15 protein-coding genes and 1 riboswitch are annotated in these 15607 nt (G+C 44.4%); of the genes, 3 read left to right on the top strand and 12 right to left on the bottom strand.

What is annotated here, in order from left to right; translation table 11 throughout:
- Positions 1–24: 24 nt before the first annotated feature.
- Together ACXAEA_RS19860 and ACXAEA_RS19865 are read right to left on the bottom strand one after the other, a co-directional pair.
- On the bottom strand, positions 25–669 hold the full coding sequence (locus ACXAEA_RS19860; protein ID WP_475097569.1) for a PspA/IM30 family protein: 645 nt from the start codon (positions 667–669) through the stop codon (positions 25–27).
- Between the two features lie 43 nt (positions 670–712).
- Positions 713–1057, bottom strand: a complete 345-nt coding sequence (locus ACXAEA_RS19865) for a lmo0954 family membrane protein (protein ID WP_475097570.1) — start codon at positions 1055–1057, stop codon at positions 713–715.
- Positions 1058–1262: 205 nt separating this feature from the next.
- Here ACXAEA_RS19865 and ACXAEA_RS19870 point away from each other — a divergent pair, with 205 nt between their 5' ends.
- Positions 1263–1763, top strand: coding sequence for a hypothetical protein (locus ACXAEA_RS19870; protein WP_475097571.1), 501 nt, complete (start codon positions 1263–1265; stop codon positions 1761–1763).
- A 42-nt stretch (positions 1764–1805) separates the two neighbouring features.
- Here the strand turns inward: ACXAEA_RS19870 and safA are convergent, their stop codons facing one another.
- Entirely contained in the window at positions 1806–2414 is a 609-nt protein-coding gene (safA, locus tag ACXAEA_RS19875; RefSeq protein ID WP_475097572.1) for a SafA/ExsA family spore coat assembly protein, read from the bottom strand.
- Between the two features lie 125 nt (positions 2415–2539).
- Here safA and ACXAEA_RS19880 point away from each other — a divergent pair, with 125 nt between their 5' ends.
- A complete protein-coding gene (locus ACXAEA_RS19880; protein ID WP_475097573.1) occupies positions 2540–2683 on the top strand; it encodes a hypothetical protein in 144 nt (47 codons plus the stop codon).
- Between the two features lie 55 nt (positions 2684–2738).
- Here the strand turns inward: ACXAEA_RS19880 and ACXAEA_RS19885 are convergent, their stop codons facing one another.
- From ACXAEA_RS19885 to ACXAEA_RS19905, 5 genes are all read right to left on the bottom strand, one after another.
- Positions 2739–3827 carry a hypothetical protein gene (locus tag ACXAEA_RS19885; RefSeq protein ID WP_475097574.1) on the bottom strand — a complete coding sequence of 363 codons (1089 nt, stop codon included), beginning with the start codon at positions 3825–3827 and terminating at the stop codon, positions 2739–2741.
- A gap of 256 nt (positions 3828–4083) precedes the next feature.
- On the bottom strand, positions 4084–4644 hold the full coding sequence (locus ACXAEA_RS19890; protein ID WP_475097575.1) for a general stress protein: 561 nt from the start codon (positions 4642–4644) through the stop codon (positions 4084–4086).
- An 81-nt stretch (positions 4645–4725) separates the two neighbouring features.
- Entirely contained in the window at positions 4726–6027 is a 1302-nt protein-coding gene (locus ACXAEA_RS19895) for a methyl-accepting chemotaxis protein (RefSeq protein WP_475097576.1), read from the bottom strand.
- Positions 6028–6128: 101 nt separating this feature from the next.
- Complete coding sequence (locus tag ACXAEA_RS19900) at positions 6129–7271, bottom strand: trans-sulfuration enzyme family protein (protein ID WP_475097577.1); 1143 nt, start codon at positions 7269–7271, stop codon at positions 6129–6131.
- Positions 7272–7342: 71 nt separating this feature from the next.
- Positions 7343–7443: riboswitch (SAM riboswitch) on the bottom strand.
- 112 nt (positions 7444–7555) lie between these two features.
- The gene (locus ACXAEA_RS19905; protein ID WP_475097578.1) at positions 7556–8536 is read right to left on the bottom strand and encodes a CBS domain-containing protein; all 981 of its coding nucleotides are present in this window, start codon (positions 8534–8536) and stop codon (positions 7556–7558) included.
- 186 nt (positions 8537–8722) lie between these two features.
- On the opposite strand from ACXAEA_RS19905, the gene ACXAEA_RS19910 reads away from it, so the two are divergent.
- Positions 8723–9589, top strand: coding sequence for a YitT family protein (locus tag ACXAEA_RS19910; RefSeq protein WP_475097579.1), 867 nt, complete (start codon positions 8723–8725; stop codon positions 9587–9589).
- Positions 9590–9834: 245 nt separating this feature from the next.
- Here ACXAEA_RS19910 and ACXAEA_RS19915 read toward each other — a convergent pair whose 3' ends face one another.
- The 4 genes from ACXAEA_RS19915 to ACXAEA_RS19930 form a co-directional block, all read right to left on the bottom strand.
- Complete coding sequence (locus ACXAEA_RS19915; protein ID WP_475097580.1) at positions 9835–9969, bottom strand: hypothetical protein; 135 nt, start codon at positions 9967–9969, stop codon at positions 9835–9837.
- Between the two features lie 24 nt (positions 9970–9993).
- Entirely contained in the window at positions 9994–11475 is a 1482-nt protein-coding gene (locus ACXAEA_RS19920) for an amidase family protein (RefSeq protein WP_475097581.1), read from the bottom strand.
- A gap of 114 nt (positions 11476–11589) precedes the next feature.
- Entirely contained in the window at positions 11590–12735 is a 1146-nt protein-coding gene (locus ACXAEA_RS19925) for a DEAD/DEAH box helicase (RefSeq protein WP_475097582.1), read from the bottom strand.
- A gap of 309 nt (positions 12736–13044) precedes the next feature.
- Entirely contained in the window at positions 13045–15429 is a 2385-nt protein-coding gene (locus tag ACXAEA_RS19930) for an immune inhibitor A domain-containing protein (protein WP_475097583.1), read from the bottom strand.
- Positions 15430–15607: the final 178 nt, after the last annotated feature.

Raw genomic sequence — 15607 nt, forward strand, 5'->3', positions numbered from 1 at the left:
CTTTAGAATACCATGTTTTGCCTATTAAATAGAATGTGTTTCTTTATTTTTGAATTCTTTTTCCAGCTGGGCGATCCTGCCGTCAATTGTGTCACGGTTGTAGGAGCTTTTCACCTTCTGTTCAAGGTTTTCCAGGTATGTTTCCATTTCTGCAAATCGTGAATAGGCTTTATCAGAGTAAGCATTGTTATCAAGCACCTGGTCCATCCTGTAATGTGCACGCGTCACGTTCTCGCGTCCCATCAATTCAAGGCGGCGGATATGCATATCTTTTAATTTGTGCTTCATGTCTTCGTATTTTCGCTCAAGCTCCATTTGCTGCTTACCCGCGTTTTCCACCGCTTCCTTCAGCCTTGCAGCTCTTTCCACATACTGTGCTTGTTCCTGGCTGGCAAACTCCTGAAGTTCTGACTCACCCGCTCTCATCGCGATCTCCGACTGATACTTGCGCTTTTCCGCCATTTCAAGTGCCTGATGATGCTCACGGGTAAACTGTTCTTTCAATTGCCCTTGGCGCTCAAGAAGCTTCCTTACTTTTTCTGTCTCCACTTCACATTCACGAAGGTACTGGTTCAGCAAGGAGATTGGATTTTTCCTTTCCTTCTGATCCAATGCCTCGTGCAGGTCAGCCATTACTGTGTTTTTGATTCTTGTAAATAGATTTGCCATTGTAAATCTCTCCTTTTGGTTGTTTGATTTTGATTTTTTCAGATTAGTTGTTTTTCAATTGTGCCCATTGCTTCTCGAAGTTCACGAAAGGATCGTTTTCTTCTTGGACCGCTTCTGCTTTTTTGTCCCAGTTTTTATATACAAGGTACAGGACATAAGCAGCAGCGATTCCCAGGATAGCAGGCACGTTGGACGCGGTAGCCATTAGGACAATGAAGCCTGCGATTCCCCAGCCGATTTTAGCGGCTGTCGATTTCGTCTTTAAAAATTGCTTCACGACGAAGTAGAGCACCAGCAAGCTGACCCCGAGGCCGACGAGCGGACCAAGGTTGGAGATCAGCACCATGGCAGCAACGAAACCAGCAACAAGTAAACCAAATTTTTTCATGTTCATTTCCTCCTTATCTCTTATGGTTACATCTTACCTTGATTGAAAAAACCCTATAACGTGCCTGAGCTTGATTTTCAAATAGGACCTGAGGCTGAGGAGTTGGCAGGACCGCGGGATTCTATATGGTTTTTGAGGAATAAATTAGCTGTTACTGCGGGTTTTAAACGGGTATCAGGTAAGAGTCAGCATGAGGAGGTATTACATGTTTGGTTTACAAGATATCATCAAATTCCTTTGGGCATTTTTCTTAATATTACCGGTCGTCATCATCATCCATATAATCGGACATATCACATTCGCGGCGATTTTTGGCGCAAAAGGCATTAGAGTAACGCTCGGCAGCGGAAAAAGGCTCTTCTCCTTCTGGAAAATTGACGTCCATCAATTCTATTTCTGGTCAGGAGATTGCCGATTTGAATATGTAGCATTCAATAATCGTTTTTCTAAATCCGTTATTCTGCTTGGCGGTTCTATCTTTAATCTATTAAGCATGCTTTTACTCAATCTTTTGATCTGGTTTGACTTATTTGAAGTATCGATTTTTTCATACCAATTTATCTACTTCTCGTTTTATTATGTATTCTTCGCTCTCCTTCCCATGGATTATCCTGGCGGAGGGCATAGTGATGGAAAAGCCCTTTATCGTTTGTGGAGAAAAGGCGAACGCGGAGTCTCATCCGTGGATTGTCAGTATAAATGCTAAAAAATTCCCCTGAAGGATTCTTCAGGGGAATTTTCATGGTGTTTATTTCGTGATAAACATTTGTGTCCAATAATGTCCGTAAGCTCCGCCAGATGCATAGCCGGAGCCGATATGGGTGTAGGAAGCATTCAGGATGTTCTTACGATGGCCTGGGCTGTTCATCCACGATTGGACTACTTCGTTTGCCGTCCTCTGTCCTGCGGCAATGTTTTCTGCCGCGCTTCGGTAGTTGATGCCGAAGCTCCTCATCATCGTGAACGGACTTCCGTATGTAGGACTTGTATGGGAGAAATAGTTTTTATCTCTCATGTCAGCAGATTTGTATCTGGCTACCCTTGACAGCTCCCAGTCAGCTGCGAGCGGTTTGAGTCCATGCTTCGCCCGTTCTGCATTTGTCAGCCTGATGACCTCACTGTCGATGCTTTTTGCAGCCTGCATGCTTGGTATATTGATTTTTTGCCCTGGATAAATCAGATTAGGATTCTTGATTTGCGGATTTGTAGCGATGATTTCAGAAAGGCCTATCTGATAACGAACAGAAATTTTCCACATAGAATCACCCGGCTGAACGGTATACACCTGCTGTGCAAAAGAAATTGCCGGAACAAGCCAGAACAGCAGTGCTATTGCCAGTATTACTTTTTTTCCCATCATTCATTCCTCCTCGAATGTTAGGATGAGAATTTTCCTGGAAAATATACTTTTTTATTTTTATTACGGACGAAAACAACATATTGGTGCTGCATATAGTTTTATCAAAGGGAGGAATGCGAATTATGGGATATCTATGGGTGATGACCATTGGTTTTGTCATTTGTCTCGGCTTAGCTGGCGGCGTTCTGTTGTTTTATATATCATCGGCTTTTAATATGGATGATGCCAGCCGGATTGATTTACTTGATACAAGAAAAGAAAAATAATTGAAAGCAGGCGGCCTTTATTATTTGGCAGCCTGCTTTATTTTTCTGGCACGAACTATTCTTCTATTACTTCGTTCCCACATGGAGGAGTAACGAATGTATATTCAATTGTGACGCCGATGATTTTTCCGTATCGATCCTCGATTGGCGCTAAGCCTGTCACTACAATCTCAGTATTTTCACAATCAGCAGCTTCACAAGGCGGAGCACAATCCTGATCGTCAATACATGTGAAGCAATTATTGATCGCCGTTCTGTCATCTATGCAGCAGGCATAAAGCGGTTCATCAATACAGGCATTTGCCCCTGACGAAGATTTTATCGGAACGTTGAAGATGACCTGGAAATCAATTTCCTGCCTCCACCTTTGAACAGGGACACAGCATTGCAAATCAGTACCGCATACATTGATGGTAGTAAGTGATTTACATGTGCCATCCTTTACACATTCACTGGCGCATTTAATGCAATAACCGACTCTAACGTCATCTGCTGTTCCATCAAGGGTGAAACAGTCTGGGAACATTACATCGCAAGTGAAGTCATTATCTTCTTCACACATATTACAAGGGTTTTTGCAAATACATCCTGGTGCGTATATTTCGCCGCTTCTTGACCTGTTTCCAAATTGCAGCTGGAAACATACTGGTTCAGCCGGCAAGTTCTCACGGATGATAAAAGAAAATCGCTGCGTTTTTCCCGGACCTAATTCCCCTTCTTCCGGAGAATTCAGATGATCATACTTTAAACCTGTGACATTAGAGCATGGATCTGTATATGGGCACATGAAGTTTGGATTAGACGAAGGGAATGAGCAGTCGACAGGGGTCTCTGGAACAGGGATATTCTTTGCATCAGCAGAATAGATGTCTCCTTTGAAACATCTCAAACGGCTAAAGCCTCCCTCCATTCCCAGCACCCAGTTGTTCAATGGATAATAGGAACCTATATTTGTAATCTGGTAATCCCAGCGGTATCCATCAGTTAGAGGGACTACTCCAAGAAACGTGACCACATATAATGTTGAACCATGATAATCTAAAACACTGTATGAATAGGGAGAAGTACGGCCGGTTGGTTTGGATACATGCATGGAATAATTAGAGTCGGATCCCGAGTTTCTCCTATTGCTGTCATAATTCATTTGACTCACATCCTTTATATAAACTAAAGACGGATAGTCGTCCTCATTATTAAAGTATGCAAGCCTTCATATCTTGTATAGGTGATTAGCTTTTCTCATTAAAAAAGGCTTACTAAGACAAGCGGAAGCGCCTTGGGCAGCCCCGACAAGCGCTGGAGCTGGACAATTCTCGAAGTGAACTGTACGCTATTTTACTTTTACAACAATGCCAAAAGGCTGCCAAATGAATGGCAGCCCTTTTTATGACAATATCTTATTAAAAATCTCTAGGGTTGTTCAATCGAGTATTCGCAGGGTTGTCCGAAGTCAGGGGTGCGTCAACCGGATTTTCCAAACCAGTTGTCCTTGTTGTATCATTTAACCCAACACGGTTCTCATCGCGTTCGACGACGACAAGAATCTTCCCTTCTTTTACATAGCCTTCGTAACGCTCAGCTTCATCTTCCGGAATACCCATACCAATCAATGCTCCAGCCAATCCGCCAGCACCAGCGCCAACTGCCGCGCCTGTCAGTGTCGCAGCGATAGGACCAGCAGCAACGATTGGCCCGATACCAGGAATCGCAAGCGCTCCGATACCAGCCAGTAATCCCGTAAGGCCGCCTAAAATGCCGCCTGTTGCTGCACCAGCAGCAAGACCTTCCTCAGTCTTCGTTCCGGTTGCTTCGTTGATGTGATCAACCTCATCATCGTTTTTACCGATAACCGAGATGTCTTCCGTTGAATAGCCCTGTCTTTTCAGATCCTCAACTGCCTGGATTGCATCACGTTCGTTATCGTATACTCCAACTAGGTGTTTTTCATGTTCATAGTTCATAAATAAAAGCCTCCTTTAGACGAGTAGTCCTTTTTAAAGATACCCGCATACAGGAGGCGTAAACATGATGTCGAACGATAATCAGTTATTGCGATAACCAGAAACAGCTTCCCTAAGTACAGTAGAGATTTTCTTCAGGTTTTCCGCGGTAGCAGTGATTTCCCTGACCGTTTCTCCTTGGTTAATAAGCCCTGCAGCCATCTCGGTGATTCCTTCTGAATTTGTGTGCAGAATGGCCGTTGTTTCTCTGTTCATCGATGTCAACTCAAAGGTTTGCTTCTTTAAGTCGTCAGCATAGTTTGCAACCCTGCCGATTTCTCGCTGAATAGAGAGGATGCCTTCCCTCATTTCACCATACTCAGTTTGTACATTGGAAAATAACCTGCTCCCTTTTTGAACTTCTGCGCTCCCGCTAGCCATGACATCTACCATGTTTTTTATTTCCCCTCGAACACTTTCAATGACTTCTTGAATTTGTTTTGAAGCCAATAGCGACTGTTCAGCTAATGCCCGGACTTCACCTGCAACCACAGCAAATCCTTTACCTTGTTCCCCGGCACGAGCCGCTTCAATTGCAGCATTCAATGCCAGCAGATTCGTCTGATTCGCAATACCAGAAATAATGTTGACGATTTGATCAATTTTATTTGTCTTCTCTGCCAATTGTTCTGCATCAATCGCAGCCTGGCTTGTGATCTGGTCCATATGTCCAATTTGCGTGCTTGTTCCGTCGATCAGCTCCATACCCTTCTTGCTTTTAGATACGTTTTCCGAGGACATTTCATCAATCAGATTAGCAAGTTCTGCTATTTCCCTGATTCGTTTTTCCATTCTATCGACAACTTTACTCAAATAAACTGATTGCTTATGTTGCAGTTCTGCCCCAGCAGAGACTTGCAAAATGGAAGAATTGATCCTTTCACTCTCTATTTCATGGCCTTGGGAATTATCATAAAGCTTGATAGATGAATCATGCAGCAATTCTGTATTGCTTTGGCATTCAGCAACAAGAACCTTTAACTGATCGACCATTTCATTGAAATGAGAGGTCAGCTTCCCGATTTCATCCATTGACCGGTTCTCGAGATGGACCGATAAATCACCAGTGGCCATTTTCCGAGTGGCTTCCGTCAGAAGATCGATTGGCCTGAAAACATTCTTGAACAATATGATGATAAAAACAAGACAGCCTATCGAAATGAGTGTACCGGCGATTGCAGTTGAATAAAAGCTCTTTGACACAAGTTCCGCCGGGTCTGGGCTTCCTTTATATTTATTGAGCAAGTAAAAATTATAAGTTGTTGATATGGCATATACGAAAAATAACATGCCAAAAAAAGCGAATACCTTGGTTTTTAACGAAAGATTAATGAACCTCCGCATGTTCTCCACTCCTGTTAAACCCTTCAAACCTATTAGGGTATGAAAAGTATGATATCAATATAATATCAAAATTGTTGGAGTTTTTTTCTATTTATACCAATTTATTTTTCAGATTTCGCAAGTGCTGACTCAAATTGTTCAATAATATCGGCAGCATTCTCAATTCCAACTGATATCCGGACTAATCCATAGGTAATCCCCAGTTCTTTCTGTGCCTCTGGCGGAAGGGCACGGTGGGATGTTTTCAGCGGGTGGGATACGGTTGTTTCAACACCGGCAAGTGTCGGAACAATTTTTACCCAGCCTAGCGATTTAAAAAATTGATTTGTGTCCACATGCTCGGCAAGCTCGATCGTGACAATGGCCCCGAACCCTTTTTCACCTTCAGCGAAAGGATAATATACCTTTGCGACTTTCTCGTTTTCACGCAGTTTTTCAGCAAGCATCCTCGCATTTTCCGACTGAGCCTTCATTCTTAATGCCAGTGTCTTCAATCCTCTGCAAGTAAGCCAGGCTTCGAATGGACTCAGGTTCGCACCGAGATTCACGATTCTAGCACGTGCTTCAGTGATTAAATCCTTGCGGCCTACTACGACTCCTGAAGTGACATCGCTATGGCCGCCAATATATTTCGTGGCACTATGGACGACAAGGTCCGCACCGAGCAAATACGGACGCACATGGAGCGGCGTGGCAAAAGTATTATCCACCAGAACGGTGAGATTATGTTTCTTGGCCAGCTCAATGACCTCTTCCAGGTTTTCGACCCGAAGTAGCGGATTGGTAATGGATTCCGTGTATACTAGCTTTGTATTTTCCCTGATTGCCGCTTCAACATTGCTCAGGTCGGAAAACGGGATAAATGTCGTCTCGATGCCAAATCGTTCAAGCTCTGATTTTAGCATATGGAAGCTGCCTCCATAGACATCATCTGCCGCGACAATGTGGTCGCCGCTCTTCACCACAGCCAGGACGCCAGCAAGAATCGCCGACAGCCCAGAAGATGCCGCCACTCCATCCTCCGCATGCTCAAGTGCTGCAACGGATTGTCCCAATTCATCCGTGTTCGGGTTCCCTACCCTCGAGTACAAATAATCTCCTTCACCCTGGTAAAAGCCCTCCAGCTCATCCAGATCGTTAAATGTAAAAGCCGATGTCTGATAAATCGGCGTTGCCTTACTTTTAATCCCCTTCGGTTTGTTATGTATCGAATGAAGCACTTCTGTTTCGAAATTTCCTGCCATCTCGCCCACCTGCTTTTTCTGTAATGTAAAAAAACCTCTCCAATAAGAAGAGGTTTCGCGCGCAGCATCCCCTCTTATCTTCAGACGTGAATCTTCAGGAATTAGCACCTTTCACCGAAATGAAGGTTGCCGGGCTTCACAGGGCCTGTCCCTCTGCCGCTCTGGATAAGAGTTATTTCAATTTTTAAATATCATTTGTAATAGGCAGTATATCAGCAAGGCAGGCGCCTCGTCAATGTGGAACCGCCTTGATTAATTGACCACCGAAAAGAGTGTATATGAGGTTAATCCTCCGCAGGGTCACTGTCAAGCAAGTCCCAGGGAGTAATTACGCCGACCGGCTTCCCGTGGCGGTCTCCCGTTTCAGTGATGATGACTGCCTGGAGCTTCTTTCCTCTCGTGTGATAGCGTTCAAATAGTTCTTCGATATGATAAAGTGAAGCATCTTTATCGACAAAAGTAACGAAATAATTTTTGTCTTTCTTCAATAATTCTTTCACTCGCACATCTTCAATCGTCACGACATTATCCGAAAAATGCTTCGCCATCCACTGGATGATCTCTGTCGAAGTCAACAAGGCAACATATTTATCATCTTTGTCATAGACAGGGAATCTTGTAAAATCAAACTTGTTGATCACTTTTAGAACATCTTTAAGATAAGCATCTTCATAATAGTAGAATACCGGGCTGGTCGCGATTGAAAGTGCGGTCTGTGGCTTTTCGAATTCCCTGCATATCTCCTCGATTCGTTCAACAACTTCAATATGAGGCTCGGCGATATAATAATCCGCGTTCACCCGCTCATGGACAATCGCATTCCTCAGCTTGGCGAACTGGTGCAGCTCACTCTTATACTTCCTGATCAAAGATTGATTCTTATAGCCAGAGTAAAGCAGCTCGACGAACGCATCACTGTCCGTCCCCTTCACCATTTCCTTCAAAGCCTTATGAATCCTGTTGAAAGCCGTCTCGAATTTCCCAGACTGCTCTTTATGCTTTACTTCATGGTCCTTATTCTGTGCTTTATTTTGGGACTTGCTTCTGTTATCTTTGTTTGACGTTTCACTTACATTATTATTTGAGGATGTTTTCGCATTTTCTTTCCGCTTAAGTTTGTGTTCATCCATTTCCTTTTCTTTAGGTTTCGGGCTTGTGCGAATATATGGTTTATTGTTGTGTTTTTTATGCGTTTTTTCAGCCTTTCGGTTTGAAGATGGCTGTTGTTTCTTTTGTCTATTTTTAACTTGAGTATCGTTAGCCAACATGGTCCCTCCAAAAATCAAATATCTTACGCTTCTTCAATACCCATAAATGCAGATCTTCTAATCCTGGTTATATAATCTAAAAATACCAGAAACACATGATGAATTGCCTTTTATTTTTGAAGTTTATCAAAGTTTGCTACAATTAATACATTGATTATCTATATGAAAAGGGTTTGATTCATTATGGCAGCAACGAAGAAAAAAAGAGTTATAAAAGAAATTACACAGCTTGTAACGATTACATTGGGTGCTGTTATAGCGGCATTTGGTCTGGATATGTTCCTCGTGCCAAACGCAATCCTTGATGGCGGGGTCATCGGGCTCTCGATAATTGCAGCAGAGTTAACCAATGTGTCGATGAGTATCTTCCTGATTATTCTAAACCTGCCGTTCCTGTATATCGGTTACCGCAGAATGGGATGGAAGTTCACATTGCGCACGCTTTATGGTGTCATCGTTCTATCCGGTGCGACAGCTTATTTACATCATTTTGACCCAGTCACAGATGATTTATTTTTAGCGACCATCATTGGCGCGGTCATCCTCGGAACCGGCGTCGGCCTAGTCATCCGTGCAGGCGGAGCGTTGGACGGAACGGAAATCATCGCCATCCTCGTCAGCAAAAAGCGCACCGTGTCCGTCGGCCAGATCGTCATGATCATGAATTTGTTCATCTTTATTCTGGCAGCATTGCTCGTATTCAGCTGGGAGACAGCGATGTACTCGATTATCACTTATTTTATTGCGTTTAAAATGATTGATGTCGTCGTGGAAGGTATGGAAGAACTGAAATCGGTCACGATCATTTCCGATGTTCCAGAGGAAATTGCAGAAGAATTGCTGAAGCAGCTGGGACGAGGCATGACCTATATCCAGGGACAGGGCGTTTTTTCAAACGAACCGAAAAAAATCATCTATACGATCGTCAGCCGGATTGAATTATCGACGTTGCGCTCCGTCGTGAATGATATCGACCCAAATGCATTAGTTGCCATCGAAAACGTGGCCGATGTTTCGGGGAGTAATTTTGATAAGGGGACAGGTCATTAATCCGGTTTGGCAAAAATAACTACAACATTCGGCTTATCACTCCGGGTCAGGTCTGAATCTCTACGATTTCGAGCAAAATCTCTATGAAATTTGATTTATTCTCTACAATTTTGAACAAATCACTACGAATCCGTTTTTACCACTACGGTTTTATTTGAATCACTACGAAATACAGCATAATCACTACATTTCCGCAATCTAAAAAAAAAAACAGTGCCCTGGCGACTCGCCTGGGCACTTTGCAATTAATCGATCGGGTTGTTTAGCTTCTTTTCTTTTTGGCCGGTTGTGAACTCGACTAGTTCTTCCGGTGTGTTATTTCCTTTTTTCTTGTTGTTGTTGCGCTGGGCGTTAGCGTTGCCGAGCTTTGTTTTACCCATGCTTCCTCGCTCCTTTTGATGGATTCAAGAAGTAGTATGGATTTTTTTATCGGCGTTTATTCCAAGTTCGGGTGCACGGCGCACCCTGGTTGCCTGCTCGTATGCATAGGCAAGCTTAATCAATAACGGTTCGCTGAAGGCAGTTCCGGTAAAAGTAATGCCGACTGGCTCTCCTTCAGAAGTAAAGGCAGTCGGAACCGTTACAGACGGGTATCCAGCCTTAGACCCGATCGTCGATCCGTCCATCGGGAACAATACGGCGTCGACACTGTATTCCTTCAATACATAGTCGATCCCCTGCTCCCTGGACATATAGAGATTGTATTCGAGTTGCTCCAGGTATTCAGCTTCTGTCAAAGTTCCGCTTGTTGCTTCGGATTTCAGCAGGACTTCCTGTCCGTATTTCAGCGTTTTCTCAGCATGCTGGTTGTTAAAATCTATAACATCAGCCAGCGTCCTGATTGTTACATTTGGAGCCAACCCATTCAGATAGGCATTCAAGTCTGCTTTGAACTCATGGCTTAAAACCTTATTGCCCCACTTCGCTTTGGCTGCTGGAACCTCAGCTTCCACTACCTCGGCTCCAAGCTCTTTAAGCTTATCAACAGCATTTTGGAAAATCTGCTCCTGCTCCTCGGTTAATTGACCAATATACTCTTCCCTGGCAACAGCTATTTTTGCTCCTTTTAAACCTTGATCATCCAATAGGTCATTGAACTCCGGCAAAGTAACCATGGTTGCAGGGTCCTGATCATCCCGCCCGGCAATCGCTTCTAATAGATAAACCGCATCCTTCACTGTCCTCGCCATTGGTCCAGCCGTGTCTTGGGTGTGGGCGATCGGGATGATCCCGCTGCGGCTGACAAGGCCGACTGTCGGCTTGATGCCGACCAGGGAATTTTGTGAGGCAGGATTCAAAATGGAGCCGTCGGTTTCTGTCCCGACAGCAACTGCAGCCAAATTGGCAGCAATAGAGGCACCAGAGCCAGCACTTGAACCACCGACCTCGAATTTGCCAGGTCCATACGGGTTCATCACCTGGCCTCCGCGGGAACTATAGCCGCCCTTCATATCGTTTGCCATGAAGTTGGCCCATTCCGTCATATTCGTTTTCCCAAGGATTACTGCACCAGCTTCCCTCAGCTTTGCCGAAACAAATGAATCCTTGAGTGCAATAGAGTCCTTCAGCGCCAGCGAACCAGCGCTTGTGTGCATTTTATCATGTGTATCGATATTGTCTTTCACAAGGACCGGGATACCGTGCAGGGGTCCTCTGGGTCCCTTCAACCTTCTCTCGGAATCCAGTGCTGCCGCGATATGCAGCGCGTCAGGATTTACTTCCAGCACAGAATTTATTTTCCCATCATATACTGCGATCCTTGCCTGATACATCAGAACAAGTTCATGTGACGTCAGTTCCCCGCTCTCCATTTTGCCCTGCATATCATCAATCTTCGCTTCTGGAAGCCACTCTTCCATCAATGTATGTAAACGTGGATTTATCACCTTCAACAATTCCTTTCAAAATAAATCTTCGGAATATATATTCTTATCTTTTTGGAAAAACCCTTTTTTTACATTAAAAAAGCTATAGGATATGGACCTATAGCTTTTAGAAGCTTATTTTTTTACATCGACAATTTTACCATGGTAAAACTCTTTAAGTGCTGGCTCGCTATTAAGCGCTTTTGAGAACTTTTTCAAATCGCGCTCTTCACGCTCGTTGACGATGGAGATGACGGTTCCCTCTGCGCCAAACCGGCCAGTCCTTCCTGAACGGTGAATATACTGGTCCTGCTCCCTCGGGAAGTCGAAGTGGACGACATGGGTTACCCCTTTGATATCGAGCCCTCGTGCTGCGATATCTGTGACGAGAAGCATCTCGCTGTCGCCTTCACGGAACTTTTTCAAATATCTCTGGCGGTCCTGCTTCGTCAGGTCACTGTGCAGCTGGCCGACATGGATATCCTTAAATTTAAGCTTATCAGCAGCGATGGTCAGGTTGGCGATATCCTTGATGAAAACAAGGGTCTTCAGCCCTTTCAGGCGTGCGATTTTCTCAAGGATTTTGATCTTGTCACGCTGCTCGCTGACAAAGTAGATATGCTCCACTTTTGCAGCATCGATCGTTTCATCTTTTTTCACCCGGATGATTTCAGGCTCTTTAGCCATGCTTTTCACGGATTGCTCGACCGCTGGCGGGAGTGTCGCGGAAAATAGCAGCAATTGCCTTTGGTCTGCCAGTGTTGATTTTACAATGTTTTTCACTGTCTCACTGTGCTCAGGAGTCAGCAGCTGGTCGCCTTCATCAAGTACGACCGTGGTGACTTTATGCATCTTCAGCTTTTTCTGCTTGATCAACTCATAAGTCCTGCCCGGTGTTCCGACGATGATGTGCGGGCTCTTTTTAAGCTTATCGATTTGCCTTTTCAGGTTGGCTCCACCGATCAGGGTTGCAGAAGTAATGCCGCTGCCCTCACCCCACTTCTGGATTTCGGATAGGATCTGCATGACAAGTTCCTGGGAAGAAGCGAGGATGACTGCCTGCGTATTCTGCATTTTCGGGTCAATTTTATTTAAAACCGGAAGCAGGTAGGCAAGCGTTTTGCCAGTGCCAGTTGGCGACTCGGCAATCACATCTTTTCCTTCTAAAATAAGAGGGATCGTGGTAGCTTGCACGGACGTCATCGTCTGGAATTCGGCTTTTTCCCAGGCCTGCTGCAGGAACGGTTTCAGTTGCGTGATAATTGGTTGAGTTTCTGACATGATTTTCTCCTTCAACTTAAGCATTCTAGTAATGATACTAGCTAAAACGGGGTTATAAGTCCAGTATTCCCCCGGGGTTTTGTGTTTTTGCAGTGAAGCTTTTAAATTTCCGCATGTGTACAAGCTGTGGATATTCGTATTTAGAGTATGCAAAAGAATATTTTGACGAAGAGCCCAATTATATTGTCGGAGTTCACAACTTTATTGGCTTCATAACAAACAACTTATTGGCGACCTGGAAATTCACGATATGACTTTAAATGGAAAAGACACCGGGCAGCAATTGCCCGATGTCTTCGAGGTTAAATCTTATTTGTGGATCCAAACTGCACCAGCAGAGTTATCCTTCGCTTCGCCGATGACCTGGAACTTCAATCCTAGTTCAGGAAGCTTTTTGCCTGCATCCGGAATCAGTTCGTTGATGTATTTATTAGAGTCATCAAACGTTGTCACACCAGATAGTCCGTCGTAGTCATAAATTCCGCGTGATGGAGAATCGATGTACCATTCAGGAGCCTTATCTAGCGAGAATGCAGCATCAGCGACCTGGTAGCGTGTGCTGCCCAGCACTGAATCTTGTCCCTTCAGCTTGCCGACAATCGCTTCTGGATGGGAGTCAACTACACCAATAAATCCTTCACCAGGGTGGACGCCAACCCAGTTGTCTGTGAAGCTGTCATCTCCATACCATACCACTAAACCAGTGTTATACTTCACGCCGCGGCCTTGAATCAAGCCTTTGTCAGCGCCAGAGTAGTTTCTCCACTCAAGGTAGTAGTAGTGTTTTTTGTCAAATAGACCGTTTGTAGAAATGAAACCATCAAGAGTTACTTTTTCAGTTCCTTCTGCATCATCCGCAAAAACTTCTGTGCCGTCAACAGTCAGGCTCAGGTTATCCATTGCGAATCCATCAAGCGCAAGTCCGCCGTCTGTTACGTATTCAAAAACAAGCTTCACTTTCTGTCCTGCAAACTGGCTCAGGTCATATGACTTGTCAACCCATTCACCTTTTGTAGATTCTGCACGAGCGTCGCCGTCCGTGTCATTATCGCCGTAAACATCTAGAGTAGTTGTTTTTCCGCCAGCTACCGCTTTTACATACAGATAATCGTAGTCAAATTCGATATCAAACAGTGTCTTGAAGCTGAATGTTGCGTTTGTTGCGCCTGTCAAATCAAATTCTGGTGTTTCCAAAGCAGTGTGAAGATCGTCGCCTTTTGTACTGTAGTAATACTTCTCGCCAAATGCCGGCTCGATGCCTTTAACCTTTTTAGCTGGAAGGTTTACTTTTACAATACCGTTGTTCTTGGACTTTGTAACGCTCTGGTCAAGAACTGCAGTTACACCATTTTTATCAATGTCTTCATAATTTACTTCTGTGATGTTTGCCCAGTTGCCACCCATCACTTTTTGGAAGTATTCCTTGTTTTGTGGAGAGAAGCTTGTAGGCTCTGTACCAGCCACCGCGCCATTCCAGCTGCCGCCGCTCATGATTGACCATGAAGCTACAGGTTCACCTTGTCCAGTGTACTGTGTATCATACTCATCAGGAAGGCCTAGGTCATGTCCAAATTCGTGGGCGAACACCCCAACCGCACCGTCTTCAGGCTCGATCGTGTAATCGAAAGCTGCCATTTTTCCGCCCCAGTAACCAACCTTTGCCGTTGTATTAGGGACAGCAAATACTCCATTCAATACCCAGCGGTGTGACCAGATTGCGTCATCGCCAAGTGCTCCGCCGCCAGCTTCCTGGCCGACACCTGCATGAAGGACCATCAAGTGGTCAACAAGACCGTCTGGCTCGTTCTGGTCTCCGTCACCATCAAGGTCATAAAGGTCGAATTGGTCGAATTCAGAAAGGTCTGTACCATCCGCAACAGCTGCTTTCAAAGCATCCTTTACGAAATCACGCGGCCCACTTGGATTGTTGTTATCATGGCCGCCTGCAGGATTGTCATCGCCATATTCCTTCGCATTCCCCGGAACCGTTACCCAATTGGTAACATGGCCGTCGACTGTATAGCTGCCGCCAGATTGCTCCTCATAATACTGTTTGAAAGTCTGGACTTTTTCACCGTTGAATAATGTGAATTCTTCATCACCGAAAAGCATTTTTTCATAATGCTCGCGGCTGAAGTCGTCCGAGTACATATAACCTTCTTCTTGCTCAATGCTATTGTGCTTGAAGTCAGCGAACTCAGCCAGGATGACAAGAACCTTGTCTTCCCTTACCTCTCCGTTATATGGAGCCTGTTTTGCCGGATCCACTTTTGCGAAGCCTGTTGGCTTGCCTTTTTTATAATTGTCATGCCCTTTTTCAAGCTGCTTTGTAAGCTTGTCCTTTTGCTTTGTTAAAAAGTCCTTAGACTTCTGTGATAATTCATCTTCAGCAGTATGCTTGTCTGTCTTGCCTGCCTTTGAACCCTGCTTCTTCTTGATATAATCCGTTACCGCCTTGTTGACTTCTTCCTGTGTAGCATCTTTAGAAACCAGCCCGCGCTGTTGCAATGCTTTAGCCAAGCGATCCTGATCGATAATATTGAGATCGATCGGCGCTGATTCTGGTGCTGTCGCAGCTGCAACTTGCTTCGGTCCGGCTGCCGGTCCCGCAAATGAGCCCGCAAACAAAGTAGAAGCAAATACTGCGCTTGCCGCTACGCTGGAAAGAACCTTTAACGTACTTTTCTTCTTCAAAAAGATAACCCCCTGCTATTTTCCAAGTTTCGATTTTTCATATTTTCTGAAGAATCTGATTGAATTCTAGCAAGATTTTAAAATATTGTAAATTTTTAAAATATAATAAAAAATACCTATAAATTGGCAAGTGTTCCAGTTAAAAATGAGCTTTTTTAAAAGTAAACCCGACTTACTG

The sequence above is a fragment of the Mesobacillus sp. ABV4_180 genome (assembly GCF_056158485.1).

Excerpts from the sequence above, each read along its gene's own strand:
- ACXAEA_RS19860 (WP_475097569.1), bottom strand. The coding sequence starts at position 669 with ATGGCAAATCTATTTACAAGAATCAAAAACACAGTAATGGCTGACCTG.
- ACXAEA_RS19865 (WP_475097570.1), bottom strand. The coding sequence starts at position 1,057 with ATGAAAAAATTTGGTTTACTTGTTGCTGGTTTCGTTGCTGCCATGGTG.
- ACXAEA_RS19870 (WP_475097571.1), top strand. The coding sequence starts at position 1,263 with ATGTTTGGTTTACAAGATATCATCAAATTCCTTTGGGCATTTTTCTTA.
- safA (WP_475097572.1), bottom strand. The coding sequence starts at position 2,414 with ATGGGAAAAAAAGTAATACTGGCAATAGCACTGCTGTTCTGGCTTGTT.
- ACXAEA_RS19880 (WP_475097573.1), top strand. The coding sequence starts at position 2,540 with ATGGGATATCTATGGGTGATGACCATTGGTTTTGTCATTTGTCTCGGC.
- ACXAEA_RS19885 (WP_475097574.1), bottom strand. The coding sequence starts at position 3,827 with ATGAATTATGACAGCAATAGGAGAAACTCGGGATCCGACTCTAATTAT.
- ACXAEA_RS19890 (WP_475097575.1), bottom strand. The coding sequence starts at position 4,644 with ATGAACTATGAACATGAAAAACACCTAGTTGGAGTATACGATAACGAA.
- ACXAEA_RS19895 (WP_475097576.1), bottom strand. The coding sequence starts at position 6,027 with ATGCGGAGGTTCATTAATCTTTCGTTAAAAACCAAGGTATTCGCTTTT.
- ACXAEA_RS19900 (WP_475097577.1), bottom strand. The coding sequence starts at position 7,271 with ATGGCAGGAAATTTCGAAACAGAAGTGCTTCATTCGATACATAACAAA.
- ACXAEA_RS19910 (WP_475097579.1), top strand. The coding sequence starts at position 8,723 with ATGGCAGCAACGAAGAAAAAAAGAGTTATAAAAGAAATTACACAGCTT.
- ACXAEA_RS19915 (WP_475097580.1), bottom strand. The coding sequence starts at position 9,969 with ATGGGTAAAACAAAGCTCGGCAACGCTAACGCCCAGCGCAACAACAAC.
- ACXAEA_RS19925 (WP_475097582.1), bottom strand. The coding sequence starts at position 12,735 with ATGTCAGAAACTCAACCAATTATCACGCAACTGAAACCGTTCCTGCAG.